Raw genomic sequence first — 16,575 nt, forward strand, 5'->3', positions numbered from 1 at the left:
GCAGGTGTTCTTCCAGGTGGGCCTTGACCAGCGCCACGATTTTTTCGGGGTCCTGGTGAGGCACCAGGCGGCAGGTAATCTTGGCGTGGGCGGTGGAGGGGATGACGGTCATGCCGCCGGGGCCGGTGTAGCCGCCCCACATGCCGTTGACCTCGAGGGTGGGCCGCCCGGTGGTGCGCTCCCAGGGGCTATAGCCCGCCTCGCCGAAGAACTCGCTCACCCCCAGCTTCTGGCGCATCTCCTCGTCGTTCCAGGGAATCTTTTTGTACCACTCGCGCAGCTCGGGGCTGAGGGGCTCCACCTCGTCGTAAAAGCCCTTCACCGCCACGCTGCCGTCCGGGTTGTGCAGCGAGGCCACCAGCTCGGCCATGGCGTGCAGGGGGTTTTGCACCTGGCCGCCCCAGGTGCCGGAGTGCAGGTCGTGGGCGGGGCCGGTGAGGTCGAACTCGAGGCCGCAGATGCCCCGCACCCCCAGGCCCAGCAGGGGCACCGTCTCGGAAAGCTGGCCGCTGTCGCCGTTGATGATCAGGTCGCAGCGCAGGCGCTCTTTGTGCTGTTCGATGAAGGCGGGCAGGCTGGGGCTGCTAATCTCCTCTTCCCCCTCAATCAGGGCTTTGACATTGAGTTGCAGTTGACCAGTGGCAATCAGCGCCTCCGCAGCCAGTAGAAAGGCCATCACCTGGCCCTTCATGTCCGAGGCCCCACGCGCCACGATGCGCCCATCTACCACGGTGGGCTCGAAAGGCGGAGAGTTCCAGCGCTCGGGGTTGTCGGCGGGCTGTACGTCGTAGTGGCCGTAAAAAAGCATCGTTGGTTTGTCCGGGTAGGGGCAGTATTCGGCCAGCACCACCGGATGCCCTGCGGTGGGCAGGACCTCGGCTTGCAAAAACCCAGCCTGCTTGAAACGCGCAGCCAGCCACTCCGCGGCCCGGCGGACATCGTCCCGGTGCGCGGGCTGGGCGGAGATACTGGGGATCGAGAGGAAGGTGCGGAAGTCCTCGAGGTGGGCGGCTTGGTGAAGGGTTAGGTAGTCTTTCCAGCTCATGGCAAGGCGATTCTACCGCCTCAGGGCAGATAGGGGGCCTCGTTGTCCGGCCCCTCGTAACCGCATGTCCCCATGCGCGGCGAGTTCACCACCGGCAACAGCATATAGTCGTCGCCGTCGTGTTGTTTCTTGACATGCTCCCGAGCGTGTTTTTCGCAGAAAAACGGGCTCTCCATCTCGTAGGCGCACTCGGTGTCGATCTGGGTAGCCGGCTGACCGCAGACGTTACAGAGCCAGACCGGGGGTTCGTTGCGGGCCAGCAGGCGCAGGATTTTATCCTGGTAACCCTCGCGTTCGCCCAATACCTTGAGCTTAAGCTCGGTGGTAGAGCCGAAGTCGTATTCGTAGTGGAGTTGACTACCCACACCAACGACCTCGCCCAGTTTGGCCCGCATGGACTTGGAGTCGCTGGGCCCCCAGGTGCGGTCGGGGTAGGCTTCATACCGCACCCCATTAATCTCAAACTCGCTCAGATGCCCGCAGCACTCGAGCCAGATGTCCCGTAAAAACTGATCCAGCTCGCGCAAGGGGGCGCCAGCCCAAACCTCCACATCCAGCCAGAAAGGCGAGGGTTGGTAAGCATCCTCCACCCGAATGTGCAATAACCGGACGGGTTTTCCCCTGGCCTTGGCAGGATGGCTCTCCACGCACTTGACCAGATGTTTGGTCATGCTGGCCTTGGTACCCCGATACCCGCACAGCTTGCAAACCGCATAGGAAGGCTTGGCCCTTGCCATGCCTCACTATACTGTGCTTGCGAAAGAAGCTCTATTCATTGGTGCGGGCCATCACTTCTTCCAGGGTAGTAAGCCCCATAAAAGCTTTCTGAATGCCGTCCTCGCGCAGGGTTTTCATACCCCCTTTGCGGGCAATTTCCTTGATCTGGGTGGCCGACTGGCCTTCCACAATAGCGCGGCGGATTTCGTCGTCCAGCACCATCAGCTCGTGGATGGCCGCACGGCCCTTGTAGCCTGAACCGTTGCACTTGTCGCAGCCGGTGCCCTTGTACAGGCTCTTGCCCCGCACGTCTTCTTTGCTGAGCCCCAGTCGGCGCAGGACCAGGGCATCGGGCTCCACCTGAATCTTGCAGCTTTCGCAAATCTTGCGCACCAGGCGCTGGGCCAGCACCCCCACCAACGCCGCAGAGATGTTGAAGAGCTCCACCCCCATCTCGAGCAGCCGGGAGACCGCCCCGGCGGCGTCGTTGGTGTGCAGGGTGGAGAGCACGAGATGCCCGGTGAGCGCCGACTGGATCGCGATGCGCGCGGTCTCGAGGTCGCGCATCTCGCCGATCATGATGATGTCGGGGTCCTGGCGCAAAAAGCTTCGCAGGGCCTTGGCAAAGGTCAGGCCCGCCACCGGGTTCACCTGGGTCTGGTTGATGCCGGGAATCTCGTACTCCACGGGGTCTTCGATGGTGGTGGTGTTTTTGTCCGGGGTGGCAATGCGCTTGAGGATGCTGAAGGTGGTGAAGGACTTCCCCGAACCCGTGGGGCCGGTTATCAGGAAGATGCCGTAGGGCTTGGAGATTACATCCTCGAAGCGCTGGAAAATATCCGGGGCGAAGCCCAGCTGCTCAATCTCGGGGATGTCGGCAGCCTTGCGCAGGAGGCGCATCACGATCTTCTCGCCGTAAACGGTAGGCAGGGTGGACAAGCGCAAGTCCAGGTCAATCGAGCGGTCGCGGTAGCGCACCCGTCCGTCCTGGGGCAGCCTTCGCTCGGCGATATCGAGGTTGGACATAATCTTGACGCGCGAGGCTATCGCCGGGCCCGCCCCTTTGGGCAGCCGCATGTACTCGCGCAGGCTACCGTCTACCCGGATGCGCACCAGGATGTCGGACTGGCGTGGCTCGATGTGGATATCCGAGGCTTCCTGCAAGAAGGCCTCGCGGATGATGCTGTTGACCAGCTTGACCACCGCGTTGTCGTCCAGGCCGCTGGTATCCGCCGCTTCTTCTTCCTTCTTTTTGCCCTCGAACTCGCGGGCCAGCTCCTCGACGCCGGTCGAGCCGCCGTAAAAGCGCTCGATCAGCTTGGTGATGGAGGCTTCCGCCGACACCGCCGGCATCACGTCGCGCTTGGTAATCATGCGCAGGTCGTCAATGGCCAGGATGTTGCGGGGGTCTTTCATCAAGACCACCAGGGTGTTGCCCTCGAGGTGGTGCGGGAAGATGGTGTAGCGCCGTACGGTGGACTCGGGCACCATGGTCAGCACCGAAGGATCCGGGGGGGAGTCGGTGGGGTCAATGTAGGGATAGCCGAGCTGGGTGGCCAGGCTTTTGGCCAGCATCTCGGGCTTGATCTTGCCCGACTGCACCAGGGTGTCCTCCAGGCGGCCCCCACCCTGCCGCTGCTTGGAGAGGGCTTCCTCCACATCCTGCGAGGTCACATAGCCCAGCTCCACCAGCACCTCGCCCAAAGGGCGGGTCTTGCCCATGCGGCGCTGAACCGAGAGGGCATCTTGCAGGGCCGCGCGGTTCAGCTTGCCCTCCTGCACTAAAGCCTCGCCCAGGCGGCTCTTTTCCGGATAGGCCCGGCTGAACAGGGACTCCCAGACCTTGGGCAGGGTCAGGATGAACCTGGTCGGGCGTTCGACCAGTTGGGCTACGGCGTGGCGGTGGCGGGGATCGGCCAGAACGATCAACACCTGCTGGCCGTCCTGGCGGACGGGCACCGCCTGATAGCGCAGGGCGTCGGGGCGCAGCAGGAGGGCCGTCACCTCGTTTTGCAGCTCGAGCTGATCCAGCTCAACCTTGAACTCCAGCCCGGCTTGCTCGGCCAGGGCCTGGTAGAGCTTCTCTTCGGTCAGGCCGTATTTGTGGATGAGCAGGCGGCCCAGAAGCTCGCCGGTTTTTTCCTGCTCGACCAGGGCGGCCTCGAGGTCGTCGCGGCTCAACCACCCTTTGTTGACCAGGATTTCCCCAAGCTGCATCTCGCCGGGCGAGGCCGCCGAGGGCGGCGGGGGCACCGGCAGGCCCAGCTCGGGGTAGTGCAACGCCAGGGCATAGCGGAAGGAGGATGGGGTGGTCAGGTAGGGCTCGATGATCTGGTTGGTGAGGTCTTCCAGCTCCTCCAGCACCAGGTTGTCCAGGGGATTCAGCAGAGCGACCCGCAGGGTGCCGCCCTCGAGGCTGAAGGGAATGGCCCCCAGGTCGCGGGCTCGCTCGGCGGGAATCAGGGATTTGGCCTCGGGGGCAATCTCGAGGCCCACCAGTTCGACCATCGGCACCCCGAAGGTCTCCTCGATGGCCTGGGCTATCCGCCGTTCGGAGAGCAGGCCCAGCTCCACGATGATGTCCGAGAGGTTGCCGCCGACCTCGCGGTGTTGCTCGAGGGCCCGCTGGAGTTCCTCATCCCCCAGAAGGCCCATGTCCAGCAGGGCTGCGCCCAATCGTTTATCCCCTATGGTCAAGACATTTGCCATTCGACCCGTCCTCCTATGCGAAGCGCACAGCGCCCGGTGAGATGTGGCTGCAAATATGAATGGCGCCGGTTCGTTTCTGGTGGTCGTAGGTGATGCAGGCCATCGCTTCGCTTCCTCCTAGTCTTTGCTCATTGTGGGCTCTTGGCGGTATTCTTTTGGGTCAAATTCCTCACCGCTACCCGCCACAAGCCCCAGGCCGGTATTTTGCAACACCCAGCGTTCGAGCTTTCGCACCAGCCGGGTATACCCCATTTCCCGCTTAGAAAGAGGAGGAACCAGCACCGTGTAGGCCCCAATCAGGTTCCCCCCCAGCACATCGGTAAAAAGCTGATCCCCCACCACTGCCACCTCACGGGGGGCGAGACCCAGCCGCCGCAGAGCCTTGCGAAAGCCAAACCAGGGTTTGCCCGCCGGGCCAAAACCGGGCACCCCCAGCTTCTCACACCAGTAGCGCACCCGACGCCGGCTGCCGTTGGAGACCAGCATGACCTGAATCCCTGCGTCCTGGAGGGTTTGCAACCATGCCAAAAGGCCCTGGGGGGCCTCGCCGTAGATTCTGTAAGGCACCAGGGTGTTGTCCAGGTCAAGCAAAAGCGCCCTCAACCCCCTTTCCTGAAGCCACTGGGGGGTGATGGCTGTGACCGACCGGAGGTGGGCCCTGGGCCTGAGCACCCCCATAGTGTAACGAAAACTTGTGTAAGACTGTAGGACTTATCGAGGTCAGGGTTCGGTCGAGTCCGCGAACCCCAGTTCAGAACCAAGCAGGCAACCCTACGGGCCCGGCAGCATGATCAAGGCCCACATGCGCCCGGTCTGCCCCTGATCGCGCCGATGCGAGAAGAAGGCCGGGTCGGCATAGGTGCAGCGCCCCAGCGCCCAGTAGTGGGGGGGGCGAATCCCCTCCCTTTGGGCCTGGGTTCGGATGGCCCGCTCCAAATCGAGCAAATATTTGCCTGGGTGAAGAGGGTCCGGCCTGGCAAAAGCCAGTTCCACCTGCTCGAAAAGCTCCAGCACTTCCGGCCCCACCTGAAAATGGGGGCCGCTGATACCGGGGCCCACCGCCACGCGAATATCGTCGGGACGGCTACCCCAGTGAGAGGTCATTAGCGCCAGTGCTTTGGGCAGGATACCCGAGACCACCCCCCGCCAGCCTGCGTGCAAGGCCCCCACCACCCCTTTCACGGGGTCGTGCAACAGGATGGGGTAGCAGTCGGCCACGCTGACCCGCAACAGCAACCCGGGGGTGGCGGTGAGCAGGCCATCGCCCTTCCACTCCCCCGCCGTCTCGACCACGTGTACAAGATTGCCATGAATTTGACACAACCCAGCCTGGGGTGGGTTGCCGAACAGGGCCAGCACCCGCCGACGGTTCTCCTGCACATTAGCCGGGTCGTCTGCGGTGGACAACCCCAGGTTCAGGCTGTCGAAAGGAGCCGGCGAGACCCCGCCCGCCCGGGTGGTAAAACCGTGGGGCACTTCCAGCAGCGGGCTATGCAACATGGCCCAAAGCTTACTACAGCAAAGCCCGGCGTATCGCGCTCTTCACAGACGTGGCCGCCCATCCAGGCAGCCACTGTTCTGTTCAGAACCAGGCTTTCTCGAACTCGAGTGGCTCATAATGTGCGAAGAGCGCTCCAAAGCGGCCTGGAACTGAAGCCATGGCCGGGCCGCCAAGCCGGATTGGGCCCCATACCGTAGGGATGGGTGGCGATGCATGGGCTGATACCCCACATGGCCTTTGTGTGCTTGCGAAGCTCGAGGGTTGAGGAAGCCGAATCCGGGCCTGGCCGGACGCGATGCGTACCGCTCAGCTTTTCCGTCACAGGCCATCCGGCCCATAGCGCCTAGAATAACGGGGTGGATTTTTTTCTTTTGCCCCTGGCGGTGTTCGCGTTTACGTTCGGCAGCCTGATTGGCTCGTTTCTGAATGTGGTGATTTATCGGCTTCCAGCCGGTATATCAGTGGTGTGGCCCCGCTCGCGGTGTCCGCACTGTGGGCAGGTGCTCTCCCCCCTCGAGCTCGTACCCATCGTTTCCTGGGTTGTCCAGCGGGGGCGGTGCAAAAACTGCCAGGCCCCCATCTCGGCCCGCTATCCGGCGGTGGAGGCCTTGACGGCGGTTCTCTTTACCGCAGCGGCCCTCCTGCGCCCGGTTTTGCCGGATTTGCTCTTCATCTGGGCTTTTATCGCGTTACTGATTGCACTCTCCTTTATAGACATTGACACCAAAACCCTGCCCAACTCCCTCAACTTCGCCGGAATCGGGCTGGGGCTCTTGGGGGCCTTACTGCTGGGTTATCCACAGGCTTTTCCACAAGCCCTCGAGGGTGGCTTGATGGGGGCCGGACTGGTCGCCTTGTTTGCGGGCTATGGCGGCTTGCTCTACAACCGGTTCAAGGATGGCCCCCGCGAAGGCCCCTTCGGACTGCACCTGGTCCACCTGGCGGCCATGGTCGGGGCCTGGGGGGGGATGCTGGGCACGGTCGGGGGGGTCTGGCTGGGGGGGTTGGGCCTTGTGGTGGGGCTGCTGAACGCCTCGCTCAACGCCCGCACCGGGAGGGTCTTGGCCCTGCACGATGCTTTGACCCTGGGGCTTGCGGCGCTGGCGCCCCTCCTGGCCTGGGTGATGGGCTTATCGCCCCTGGAGAGCCTGCGCGGCATGCTGGTCAGCGCAGGCGGCCTGGCCCTGGCAGGCATGCTGTACTGGTGGTTGCGCAACCCCTCCGATAAGGTGGAGCCCGAGCCCGAAACCGACAACCCCACCGGCTACGTGACCGTGATGGGCTACGGCGATGTGGTGCTGGCGGGTTTTCTGGGGGTCTGGCTGGGGTTCACCAACCTGCTGGTGGGGGTTTTTGTGGCGGTGTTTGCGGGTGCCGTCGTGGGCCTGATCCTGCGGCGGTTGGGGGGCGACCCGCAGATTCCCTTTGGGCCGTACCTGGCCATAGGAGGGCTCATCGCGTTTTTCTATGGCACGGCCATCGTGCAATGGTATCTGGGCTATATCGGCCTGTCCTGAGCCTGGTTCAGCGGTGCCACCAGCGGCCCGTGAGCACCAGCAGCCCCCACAGGGCCATAACCGCCCCCAGTGCCCCTACGGTGTAGAGGGCCGAAGCCTGTAGCGCAAAGGCCAGGTAGAGAAGGGCACCGATGGCCGCAAAGGGGATGGAGCCAATCCCTTGGAAGCGGTAACGCTTGAAAAGCAGAAAGTAAACCCCCAGGGCCAGCCCCAAGACCAGCAGGCCGAGCGCGGTTTCTTAGGGGAAGGCCTAAAGCGCAAAGCCCGCAGCCGCCGCCAAGCCCCTACCACCCCGGAAGCCAAACCAGACCGGCCAGATAAGGCCCGCCACCACCGCCAGGGCGCACAAGGGCAAAACCCCTGGGCTCTGCGAGAAACCGGCCGGCCAGGCGGCCAGCATGCCCTTGCCCACCTAAAGCGCTCCCACCCCTAAGCCCCAGCCCAGGCCCAGCTGCCGAAAGGCCCCCAAGGTGCCAGCCAGGTCGCGCTCCCGGATATCCCAGCCCCGCAGGCGGCCCGCCAGAATGGGGAAGTTGACCGAGCCTATCAAGTAGGCCAGCAGCACCGGCAGAAATTCCATCGGTTTACTGCCTGCACTTTGCAGACTTGACTGCCGCTGCAAAGCGGCCCCAGCCTCTCAGTGCCGAGCCACCTGGCGGCGCAGCCACTCCCCCAGCAGGTTCATGGCCAGCGCGGTGAGGGCGATGGCCAGGCCGGGGAAGACCGCCATCCAGGGATAAACCGTGAGGAACTGCCGCCCCAGCGCCAGCATATTGCCCCAGCTGGGCACCTCCGGGGGCACGCTCAGGCCCAAAAACCCCAGCCCCGCCTCGTAGAAGACCATAGCCGACATCTCGAAGCTGGCCAGGGTTAGTAGGGGCCCGGCCAGGTTGGGCAGGACGTGGCGCCAGAGGATGTGCCCGTCGCTTCCCCCGAGGCTCCGAGCGGCCTCGAGGTAGGGCATCTCCCGGATGCGCAGGGTCTCGCCCCGCACCAGCCGGTAGAAGACCGTGGAGCCAGTAACCCCAAAAAGCAGCACCACATTGAAGAGGCTCCGCCCCATCACCGTCGCCAGGACGATGACCAGCACCAAGTAGGGCAGCGAAAGCACCAGGTTGCTCGCCGCGGTCAGGAAGGCATCCAGCCGCCCCCCGTAGTAACCCGCCAGCAAGCCCAGGAAGCTGCCCAAACCAGCCGCCAGCAGCACGCCGAAAAACCCCACCGCGAGCGAGACCCGGGCCCCGTAGATGAGCCGGCTCAGGATGTCCTGCCCGAGGGGGTCGGTGCCCAGGGGATGGGCCAGGCTTCCCCCCTCGAGCCAAAAGGGGGGCTGCTTGGCCCGCAGCAAGTCGCCCTCGGTAGGGCCATAGGGGGCCAGCCAGGGGGCCAGCAGGGCCAGAAGCGCCAGCCCAAGGAGCAGCCCTGCGCCCACCAAGCCGCCCAGATGGCGCCAGAGCTTTCTAGCGGTGCTGGATGCGGGGGTCGAGCCAGGCATATAGCAGGTCAGAAATCAGCTGCAGGCCGATGGCGAAGCAGGCGATGAAGAGGGTGATGGCCTGCACCAAGGGGAAGTCCGCGTCCTGGATGGCAGTGTTCAGCAGGCCCCCCAGGCCGGGCCAGGCGAAGATGGTCTCGATGTAGACCGAGCCTCCCAGGAGGTAGGTGAGCTGAAGCCCGGCCACGCTGACCAGGGGGATGGCCAGGTTGGGCAGCAGGTGGCGCAGGGCCAGGGAGAGCGGGCCTAGGCCCTTGGCCCGGGCGGTGCGAAGGTAATCGGCGCTGCGGGCCTCGAGGGTGGCGGTACGGGTGAGCCGCAGCATCTGGCCCAAGCCGCCAAAGCCCAAGGCCACCGCCGGAAGCACCAGCGAGGCGGGGCCGTCGCGCCCGAAGGAGGGCAGCCAGCCCAGCCCCACCGCAAACCAGAGAATGAGCAGCATGCCCAGCCAGAAGTTGGGTACCACCTGCCCGGCGAAGGCCAGCCCCAAGGCCAGCCGGTCGAGGAGGCTGCCCGGGTACATCCCTGCCATCAAACCCAGCGGCAGCGCCAGCAGGAGGATGAAGGCGAAGGCCCCCAGGGCCAGCTCGAGGGTCGCGGGCAGCCGCTCTAGGATGAGCTCGAGGTTGGCCTGCTGGCTTCGAAGCGAGCGGCCCAGGTCGCCCTGTAAAACCCCCAGGAAGTACCGGCCAAACTGCACCAGAAGGGGCTGGTCGAGGCCCATGGCCTGGCGGAAGGCCTCCCGCTGGGCTGCATCGGCCTCCTTGGGCAGCATCAGGGCCACCGGGTCGCCGGTGAGCCGCACCAGAAAGAAGACCAGCACCAGCGCTCCTGCCAGCAGCAGGAGCGACTGTAGGCTTCGCGTCACGAAGTAGCGCATCACCTCAAGGGCCCGGCTTTAGCGAACGCTCACGCTCTTGAGGAAGTACTCCTCAGCTGAGCGGGGCCGGTAGTCCTGCACCCGCGCACTGACCGCCTCGAAGATGACCGGCTGGTACAGGTAGACGAAGGGAGGGTCGTCGTACATGCGCTTTTGCAGTTGCCGGTAAAGGGCGGCGCGGGCCGCGCGGTCGGTGGTGGCGCCGATCTGCTCGATCAGCTTGGCTAGCTCCTCGTCCTCCCAGGTGTTGTAATAAGCCCCAGGGGTCAGGGCCCCCTGCAGCCGGGGCAGGGCCTCGCCCACGGTGGAAGACCAGCTATCCACGTACATGGCCCCCACCGCGCCGTACCGCGGCTTGCTCCAGTAGGCGGTGGAGGTTTTGAACTCCAGACTCACGTCAACTCCCACCTTGGCCAGGTCGCGCTGGATACTCAGGCAGACCTCGTTGATGTTCACGTAGGCATCGGTGGGGCAGCCCATGCTGATGCTGAAGCCTTTCTCGAAGCCAGCCGCGGCCAGGAGCTTCTTGGCCTGCTCGGGGTCGTAAGGGTAGGGCTTGAGGCCCTCGTCGTAGCCCAGGTTGCCCGGCAGCACGAAGCCCGCAACCAGCCGGGCCTGGTTGTTGAAGATGGCCTTCACGATTCCAGGGCGGTTGATGGCGAGGTTGAGGGCCTGGCGCACCTGACGGTTTTCCAGCGGGGTGCCCTTCCCGGCCTCCACATTCTTAAAGGCCAGGTAGTAGACCCGGTCGTTGGGATAGCTCACCACCCGCACCCGGTTGTTGCCCTGAAGCTGGGCCACAAGGTCGGGGGTCAGGCGGTTGGCAATGTCAATCTCACCGGTGCGTACCGCAGCGACCCGGGTGGTGGCGTCGGGAATCACCCGGAAGACCACCCGCTGCACCTTGGGCAGGCCCCGCTCCCAGTAGCTGGGGTTGGCCTCCAGCACAATGCGGTCGGCGCTGCGGCTCACAAAGCGGAAGGGCCCAGTGCCCACCGGACGGGCGGCGAAGCCGTCCAAGCCGACCTGCTTGATGTAGGCGGGCGGCACCAAAGCCCAGAAGTTGGCCAGGATGTTCAGAAAAAGCGCGTTTGGCTTGTCCAGCACCAGGGTTACGGTGGTGGGGTTCTGCACCCGCACCTCTTTAACCAGGCTGTAGTTGCCGGCGTAGTCGTTGGACTTGTCCTGACCGCTCTCCCAGGTCGCCACCACGCTTTGGGCATTGAACTCCTCGCCGTTGTGGAACCTGACCCCAGAGCGCAGGGTGAAGGTGTACTCCTTGCCGTCGGGGGAAATGCTCCAGCGGGTAGCCAGCTCCGGCACAATCTGGCCCTGGTCGTTCACCGCGACCAGGGTGTTGTAAATCTGAACCGCTACGTTGCTCGCGGTGCGGTCAGCCGCGCGGGGCATGAACAAGCTCTTGGGATCGTTGGCCAGGGCTACGGTGAGCTGGCCCGAGGGGCTTTGGGCCAGCGCCCAGGCCCACAACAGCGTTAGCAGAAGTACCAAGCGCATTACTAACCTCCCTTGCTGACAGCAAGCTGCAGCGCGGCGAATCTAATCCGCTTTCTTCATCAATCTGTCAAAAAGCCAGCTCCGAGGGCGACCGGTTGATGCCATGGGTGGGACAAGCCAGGGCCGAGGCCCGCGCTATAGCCTCCCGCGCTCAAGGGCCTAGCCCACGAAAAGAATGCCGGGGCCTGCTCGCGTGTTTTTCTAACCAGGGTATTGTGCAGAAACCTTCGCAAGAGGTTTTCTCGCCCGGCAGGGCGCTCCGACTAAAGGGGCCTTCCTTTGCGTTATAGTGTCCTGCGGAACGCGGAAGCAATTCGGCGTTTAGTTCAAGCAAGGAGGAAGACATGAAAGTCGCAATCAACGGTTTCGGGCGCATTGGCCGCCAGGTGTTCCGGATTCTGCAAGAGCGCGGGGTGGAGGTGGTTGGCATCAACGACCTGTCGGACAATGCCATCCTGGCCCATCTTTTCAAGTACGACTCCAACTATGGCCGCTTCCCCGGAACCGTCAGCTACGACGAGAAGAATATAACCGTCAACGGCAAGACCATCCGGGTCTACGAGGAAAAAGACCCGGCCAATCTGCCCTGGGGCGAGATTGGGGCCGACATTGTCATCGAGTCGACCGGGCGTTTTACCAAGCTCGAGGCCGCCGAAGCGCACCTCAAGGCCGGGGCCAAAAAGGTCATCATCAGCGCACCCGGCAAGGGCGAGATGCTCACCATTGTGATGGGCGTCAACGAACATATGTACGACCCTGCCAAACACCACGTGATTTCCAACGCCAGCTGCACCACCAACGGCTTAGCCCCGGTGGCCAAGGTGCTCAACGACCATTTCGGCATCGAGAAGGGCCTCCTGACCACCGTGCACGCCTATACCGCCAGCCAGAGCCTGGTGGACGCGGTGAAAGACGACCCCCGCGACGCCCGGGCCGCAGCGCTCAACATCGTGCCCAGCGAGACCGGCGCGGCCAAAGCGGTGGGGCTGGTGATTCCTGAGCTCAAGGGCAAGTTTGGCGGCATGGCGTTCCGGGTGCCGACCAGCACGGTCTCGGTGGTGGACTTCACGGCCATCCTGAACAAAGAAGCCAGCAAAGAGGAAATCAACGCCGCCATGAAAGCCGCCGCCGAGGGCCCCATGAAAGGCATTCTGGCCTATACCGAAGAGCCGCTGGTCTCGAGCGATTTGAAGGGCGACCCCCACTCCTCCATCTTCAGCGCCCTCGACACCCTGGTGGTGGGCAACCTGGTCAAGGTGGTGAGCTGGTACGACAACGAGTGGGGCTACAGCTGCCGTGTGGCCGACCTGGCCCAGTACATCGGTCGGAAGCTATAGGTTTTCCTCCCCCAACCCAGCCCCCTCCCGCGTGGGAAGGGGCTTATGCGAGGTGCAAAATGCGTACCCTCAAGGATTTCAACGCTGCCGGGAAACGCGTGCTGGTACGGGTCGATTTCAATGTGCCCATCAAAGAGGGCCAGGTCACAGACGAGACGAGGGTCAAGGCGGCCATCCCGACCCTCAAGCACCTGCTGGAGCAGGGGGCTACGCTGGTGCTGTGCTCGCACCTGGGGCGGCCCAAGGGCTTTGAGGAGGCCAGCAGCTTAGCGCCGGTGGCCCCGGTGCTGGAGAAGCACCTGGGGCGGCCCGTGGTGTTTGTGGGGGGCTCGCCGGAGCTGACCCCGGCCAGCGAAGCCACCCTCGAGCGCGTGAAAAAGGCCCCTCCAGGCTCGGTCATTTTGCTGGACAACGTGCGCTTTGAGCCAGGGGAAGAGAAAAACGACGAAACCCTGGCCCAAAACCTGGCCCGCCTCGGCGATGCGTTTGTGCTGGATGCCTTTGGTTCGGCCCACCGGGCCCACGCCTCGGTCACGGGCGTGGCTCGGTTTCTGCCGAGCTACGCGGGCTTCCTGATGGAGAAGGAGGTGAGCAGCATCGGCAAGGTGCTGCACAACCCGGAGAAGCCTTACTGGGTGGTGCTGGGCGGGGCCAAGGTCTCGGACAAGATTGGGGTGATTGAGAACCTCCTGCCCAAGGTAACCGGCATGGTGATTGGCGGCGCGATGGCCTTTACCTTCATCAAGGCCCAGGGCGGGCAGGTGGGCAAGAGTTTGGTCGAGGACGACAAACTCGAGCTAGCCCAGGGACTGCTCAACCAGGCAAGCGACCTGGGGGTCAAGCTCCTGCTGCCAACCGATGTGGTGGCGGCGCAGAAGATAGAAGCCGGAGCGCCCACCCGCATCATGCCCGCCGGTGCAATCGAGGCCGACTGGATGGGCTTGGACATTGGCCCCGAAAGCGCCCGCATCTTTGCCAAGGCCCTCGAGGGGGCCAGGACGGTGCTTTGGAACGGCCCCATGGGCGTATTTGAGGTGGACGACTTTGCCAAGGGCACCCTGGCGGTCGGCGAGGCCATTGCCAACCTCCAGGGGGCCTTCACGGTGGTGGGCGGCGGGGACTCGGTGGCAGCCGCCAACAAGCTGGGCATGGCCGAAAAGTTCAGCCATGTCTCCACCGGCGGGGGGGCCAGCCTCGAGCTCCTCGAGCTCGGCACCCTGCCGGGCATCGAGGCGCTCCGCTAGACCTGCGCCCGGCAGACACGACAGACGTGGCCGCCCACGAAAACGAGAAGGGATAAGCAGACGTGCCTCACCTCGGTGGGGCACGCTTGTCTGCGTTGCGTCTGGGCCGAGACGCATTTTCCAGGCGGCCACGGTTCTGTTCGAAACCAGGCTTTCTCGAACTCGAGTGGCTCTTCATAGGTGAAGAGTGCTCTAGGTTGCCTGTCTCAGGTTGTCCAGCACCTCCCAGTCGCCCGGCTCCACCCCGTACAGCAGGGCCAGGTAATAGCTGGCCCAGGCCACCCGGTACCAGTAGCACAGGGCTTTGGCCAGGGTGCCTTCGGCTTCCGGCTCGGGGAGTTCGATCAGGGTATCCACACGGTTTTCCAGGATTTCCTGGGCGTAGCGCTTGCGCTCGTCGTCGCCCATCAGCACCGCCGCGATGGGGTCGCCCTGCTCGTGGCGGGCCTCGAGGCCGGTCACAAAAAACTCCAGAGCCGAGGGCGGAGGCGTGAAGGAAAGGCTCTTGCCAATGCGGCTGAAGGTTTGTTGCAGGGCCTGGCCCAGGCCCGGGTAGCGCTCGGGCGCTACCCACATGGGGGTGCGCTCCAGAAGCGAGTAGGCCAGAAACTTGGCCGGGTTCTTGCTCAGGCCCACCTCGGGGCGCAGCCGCTCCCGCTCTTGCAGCAAGGCCCGGTCAATGCGGGCCAGCTCGGTGGTCTGTCCGGTGGCCAGCAGTAAAAACCGCAGGTAGCGGTAGGTGGCCAGGGGATGGGCCAGCACCTCCACCTCGACGTTTTCCCTAAAACCCAGCCGCACAATTTCCGCCCCGCTGGCCGAAGCGTAGAGTCCGGCTCCGGCAGCGCCGCCCATATCGTAGCCCCCTTCCAGCACAAACTGCGTGCCCGTGGCGGTGAGTTCCTGGGCAAAGTCCTGCAAAAGCCGGGCCGCCCACCAGCCCTCCCCATACCCCACCACGCCGTAGGGCGGGGCATAGCGGGCCTGGGGAACCGGCCCACTGCCCACCAGGTCGCGCAGATCAAAGGCCAAACCCATTCGGTCGGTCAGGTAGGTTTCCTGTGAGTCGAGGTCGCGCATTCCCCTCAGTTTAGCCGGCCTGCCCAGGCCCGAAAGGGTCGGGGGGGGGCTTGACGCACTCAAATCAGTCCATCCGCAGCAGGTGTATGGAATGGCTCGAGCGACCACAACGGTCCGGCAATCCCCGGTCTGCGGTCGGGATTGGCCCATGAAAAAGCCTGGTTTGCAAGCCCTCGTTTCGCACTTGGTGGGCAAATACGGTAGCCTAAGCCTCGCATGTCGCCCTGGGCCGTCCTCACCGCCGCCATGACCGCCGGAACCGCGGTCTCACTGATTGGGCAGGCTTACCCCACCCTGGCTCCTTTCATCCGCGCCGATCTGGGCCTTTCCCTGGCGGCGGTGGGCCTGCTCAACACGTTTATCTACCTTGGCACCATGCTGGGCTCGCTGCCTTCGGGCTGGCTCACCGACCGGCTGGGCAGCCGCAAGGTCATGATTGCGGGCACCCTGGCGGGCGCGGCCCTGGCGGTCATTATTGCCATAGCTGCCCGCTCCCAGATGATGTTTGTTCCGTTCTTGCTGATGGTGGGGCTGGTGGTTGCATCGGCCACCCCGGCAGGCTCGCAAGCGGTGGCCCAGTCGTTTCCGCCGGAGCGGCGAGGGCTGGTGATTGGGCTTCGCCAGATGGCGGTTCCGCTGGGGGGAGCACTGGCCGCAGCCATTCTGCCGGCTGTTGCTCACACCGCCAGCTGGCGCTGGGCCTCGGTGGTTGCAGCCTGCATCGCTGTCGTGGCAGCCCTGGTGGCCGCCCGCTTGTATTACGAAAGCCTGCCCCCCAGAGCCCCCACCAGAGGCGCCCACCCCGCGCTGATCCAGGTTCTGCGCGAGCGAAACATCCTGCTGGCTGCCATCGCGGGCATCACCTTGCCCACCGGGCAGTTCGTGATGATCACCTACCTGATTTTGTTCCTCAAGGAGCGCTATGGCGTGCCCGAACTTAGCGGAGCCGCCCTCCTGACCGCAGCCCAGTTTGCCGGGGCTTTAAGTCGGGTGTTCTGGTCGTGGTTATCGGACCAAATGGGGGGCCGGCGCAAGCCCTTGCTGGTGATGATGGTGGGGCTGGCCGGACTCTTTGCGCTGGTTCTGGCCTGGATGCCGCCCGGCACTCCCCTGCTGTTCAAGGGATTGATTGTGGTGCTGTACGGGGCCACCGCTTTGGGCTGGCAGGGGCTGCATTTTTCACTCCTGACCGAACTCTCTCCCCCCGGCTGGGAGGGCCGGGTGGTGGGGTTCGGCCTGGTATTCACCTCGATTGGCATTGCCTCAGCGCCCCCCCTGTTTGGCTTGCTGGTTGATTTCAGCAACAACTACGCCCTGGGCTGGATTGCCCAGGCAGCGGTTTTTGGGATCGGGGCCTTGTTGCTCTCCAACATTGTGGAGCGACCCAAACACCAGATTTAGAGTGCTCTTCGCGTATGATGAACCACTCGAGTTCAAGAAAGCCTGGTTCTGAACAGAACAGTGGCCGCCTGGAAATTCGAAAACCTGCGTCTCGGCCCAGACGCAACGCAGACACTTGTCCCTTCTCGTTTTCGTGG

14 protein-coding genes and 1 pseudogene are annotated in these 16,575 nt (G+C 64.1%); 4 read left to right on the forward strand and 11 right to left on the reverse strand.

All coding sequences use genetic code 11. From position 1 onward, the window contains the following. The 5 genes from NZN28_RS10750 to pgeF all read right to left on the reverse strand — a co-directional run. Positions 1-1,045 (reverse strand): dipeptidase (locus tag NZN28_RS10750; protein WP_295398051.1); only part of this gene is annotated, 1,045 nt, incomplete at its 3' end. A gap of 20 nt (positions 1,046-1,065) precedes the next feature. Then, positions 1,066-1,716 carry a hypothetical protein gene (locus NZN28_RS10755; RefSeq protein ID WP_295398052.1) on the reverse strand — a complete coding sequence of 217 codons (651 nt, stop codon included), beginning with the start codon at positions 1,714-1,716 and terminating at the stop codon, positions 1,066-1,068. 97 nt (positions 1,717-1,813) lie between these two features. Next, complete coding sequence (locus tag NZN28_RS10760) at positions 1,814-4,471, reverse strand: ATPase, T2SS/T4P/T4SS family (protein WP_295398054.1); 2,658 nt, start codon at positions 4,469-4,471, stop codon at positions 1,814-1,816. 117 nt (positions 4,472-4,588) lie between these two features. Next, positions 4,589-5,143, reverse strand: a complete 555-nt coding sequence (locus NZN28_RS10765; RefSeq protein WP_295398056.1) for a YqeG family HAD IIIA-type phosphatase — start codon at positions 5,141-5,143, stop codon at positions 4,589-4,591. A 99-nt stretch (positions 5,144-5,242) separates the two neighbouring features. Then, the gene (gene pgeF, locus NZN28_RS10770; RefSeq protein ID WP_295398058.1) at positions 5,243-5,971 is read right to left on the reverse strand and encodes a peptidoglycan editing factor PgeF; all 729 of its coding nucleotides are present in this window, start codon (positions 5,969-5,971) and stop codon (positions 5,243-5,245) included. Between the two features lie 357 nt (positions 5,972-6,328). On the opposite strand from pgeF, the gene NZN28_RS10775 reads away from it, so the two are divergent. After that, positions 6,329-7,489, forward strand: coding sequence for an A24 family peptidase (locus tag NZN28_RS10775; protein ID WP_295398060.1), 1,161 nt, complete (start codon positions 6,329-6,331; stop codon positions 7,487-7,489). A gap of 7 nt (positions 7,490-7,496) precedes the next feature. Here NZN28_RS10775 and NZN28_RS10780 read toward each other — a convergent pair whose 3' ends face one another. The 5 genes and pseudogenes from NZN28_RS10780 to NZN28_RS10800 all read right to left on the reverse strand — a co-directional run bounded on the left by NZN28_RS10780 (position 7,497) and on the right by NZN28_RS10800 (position 11,379). Beyond that, a complete protein-coding gene (locus tag NZN28_RS10780; RefSeq protein WP_295398062.1) occupies positions 7,497-7,703 on the reverse strand; it encodes a hypothetical protein in 207 nt (68 codons plus the stop codon). A gap of 36 nt (positions 7,704-7,739) precedes the next feature. Beyond that, positions 7,740-8,069: pseudogene (locus NZN28_RS10785) on the reverse strand (glycerol-3-phosphate acyltransferase). A gap of 57 nt (positions 8,070-8,126) precedes the next feature. Further along, a complete protein-coding gene (locus tag NZN28_RS10790) occupies positions 8,127-8,921 on the reverse strand; it encodes an ABC transporter permease (protein ID WP_295398064.1) in 795 nt (264 codons plus the stop codon). Positions 8,922-8,949: 28 nt separating this feature from the next. Next, complete coding sequence (locus NZN28_RS10795) at positions 8,950-9,864, reverse strand: ABC transporter permease (RefSeq protein WP_295398066.1); 915 nt, start codon at positions 9,862-9,864, stop codon at positions 8,950-8,952. 18 nt (positions 9,865-9,882) lie between these two features. Then, complete coding sequence (locus NZN28_RS10800) at positions 9,883-11,379, reverse strand: ABC transporter substrate-binding protein (RefSeq protein WP_295398068.1); 1,497 nt, start codon at positions 11,377-11,379, stop codon at positions 9,883-9,885. 344 nt (positions 11,380-11,723) lie between these two features. Here NZN28_RS10800 and gap point away from each other — a divergent pair, with 344 nt between their 5' ends. Together gap and pgk are read left to right on the forward strand one after the other, a co-directional pair. Then, complete coding sequence (gap, locus tag NZN28_RS10805; RefSeq protein ID WP_295398070.1) at positions 11,724-12,716, forward strand: type I glyceraldehyde-3-phosphate dehydrogenase; 993 nt, start codon at positions 11,724-11,726, stop codon at positions 12,714-12,716. A 59-nt stretch (positions 12,717-12,775) separates the two neighbouring features. Beyond that, positions 12,776-13,960 carry a phosphoglycerate kinase gene (gene pgk / locus NZN28_RS10810; RefSeq protein WP_295398072.1) on the forward strand — a complete coding sequence of 395 codons (1,185 nt, stop codon included), beginning with the start codon at positions 12,776-12,778 and terminating at the stop codon, positions 13,958-13,960. A gap of 192 nt (positions 13,961-14,152) precedes the next feature. Here pgk and NZN28_RS10815 read toward each other — a convergent pair whose 3' ends face one another. Further along, positions 14,153-15,037, reverse strand: a complete 885-nt coding sequence (locus tag NZN28_RS10815; RefSeq protein WP_295398074.1) for an SIS domain-containing protein — start codon at positions 15,035-15,037, stop codon at positions 14,153-14,155. A gap of 216 nt (positions 15,038-15,253) precedes the next feature. Here NZN28_RS10815 and NZN28_RS10820 point away from each other — a divergent pair, with 216 nt between their 5' ends. Next, complete coding sequence (locus tag NZN28_RS10820; protein ID WP_295398076.1) at positions 15,254-16,438, forward strand: MFS transporter; 1,185 nt, start codon at positions 15,254-15,256, stop codon at positions 16,436-16,438. Positions 16,439-16,575: the final 137 nt, after the last annotated feature.

This window comes from Meiothermus sp., assembly GCF_025056915.1.
GTDB lineage: Bacteria > Deinococcota > Deinococci > Deinococcales > Thermaceae > Meiothermus.

Bases quoted from the DNA above. Each gene is read 5' to 3' on its own strand.
- NZN28_RS10755 (WP_295398052.1), bottom strand. From the start codon at position 1,716: ATGACCAAACATCTGGTCAAGTGCGTGGAGAGCCATCCTGCCAAGGCC.
- NZN28_RS10760 (WP_295398054.1), bottom strand. From the start codon at position 4,471: ATGGCAAATGTCTTGACCATAGGGGATAAACGATTGGGCGCAGCCCTG.
- pgeF (WP_295398058.1), bottom strand. From the start codon at position 5,971: ATGTTGCATAGCCCGCTGCTGGAAGTGCCCCACGGTTTTACCACCCGG.
- NZN28_RS10795 (WP_295398066.1), bottom strand. From the start codon at position 9,864: ATGCGCTACTTCGTGACGCGAAGCCTACAGTCGCTCCTGCTGCTGGCA.
- NZN28_RS10800 (WP_295398068.1), bottom strand. From the start codon at position 11,379: ATGCGCTTGGTACTTCTGCTAACGCTGTTGTGGGCCTGGGCGCTGGCC.
- gap (WP_295398070.1), top strand. From the start codon at position 11,724: ATGAAAGTCGCAATCAACGGTTTCGGGCGCATTGGCCGCCAGGTGTTC.
- pgk (WP_295398072.1), top strand. From the start codon at position 12,776: ATGCGTACCCTCAAGGATTTCAACGCTGCCGGGAAACGCGTGCTGGTA.
- NZN28_RS10815 (WP_295398074.1), bottom strand. From the start codon at position 15,037: ATGCGCGACCTCGACTCACAGGAAACCTACCTGACCGACCGAATGGGT.
- NZN28_RS10820 (WP_295398076.1), top strand. From the start codon at position 15,254: ATGTCGCCCTGGGCCGTCCTCACCGCCGCCATGACCGCCGGAACCGCG.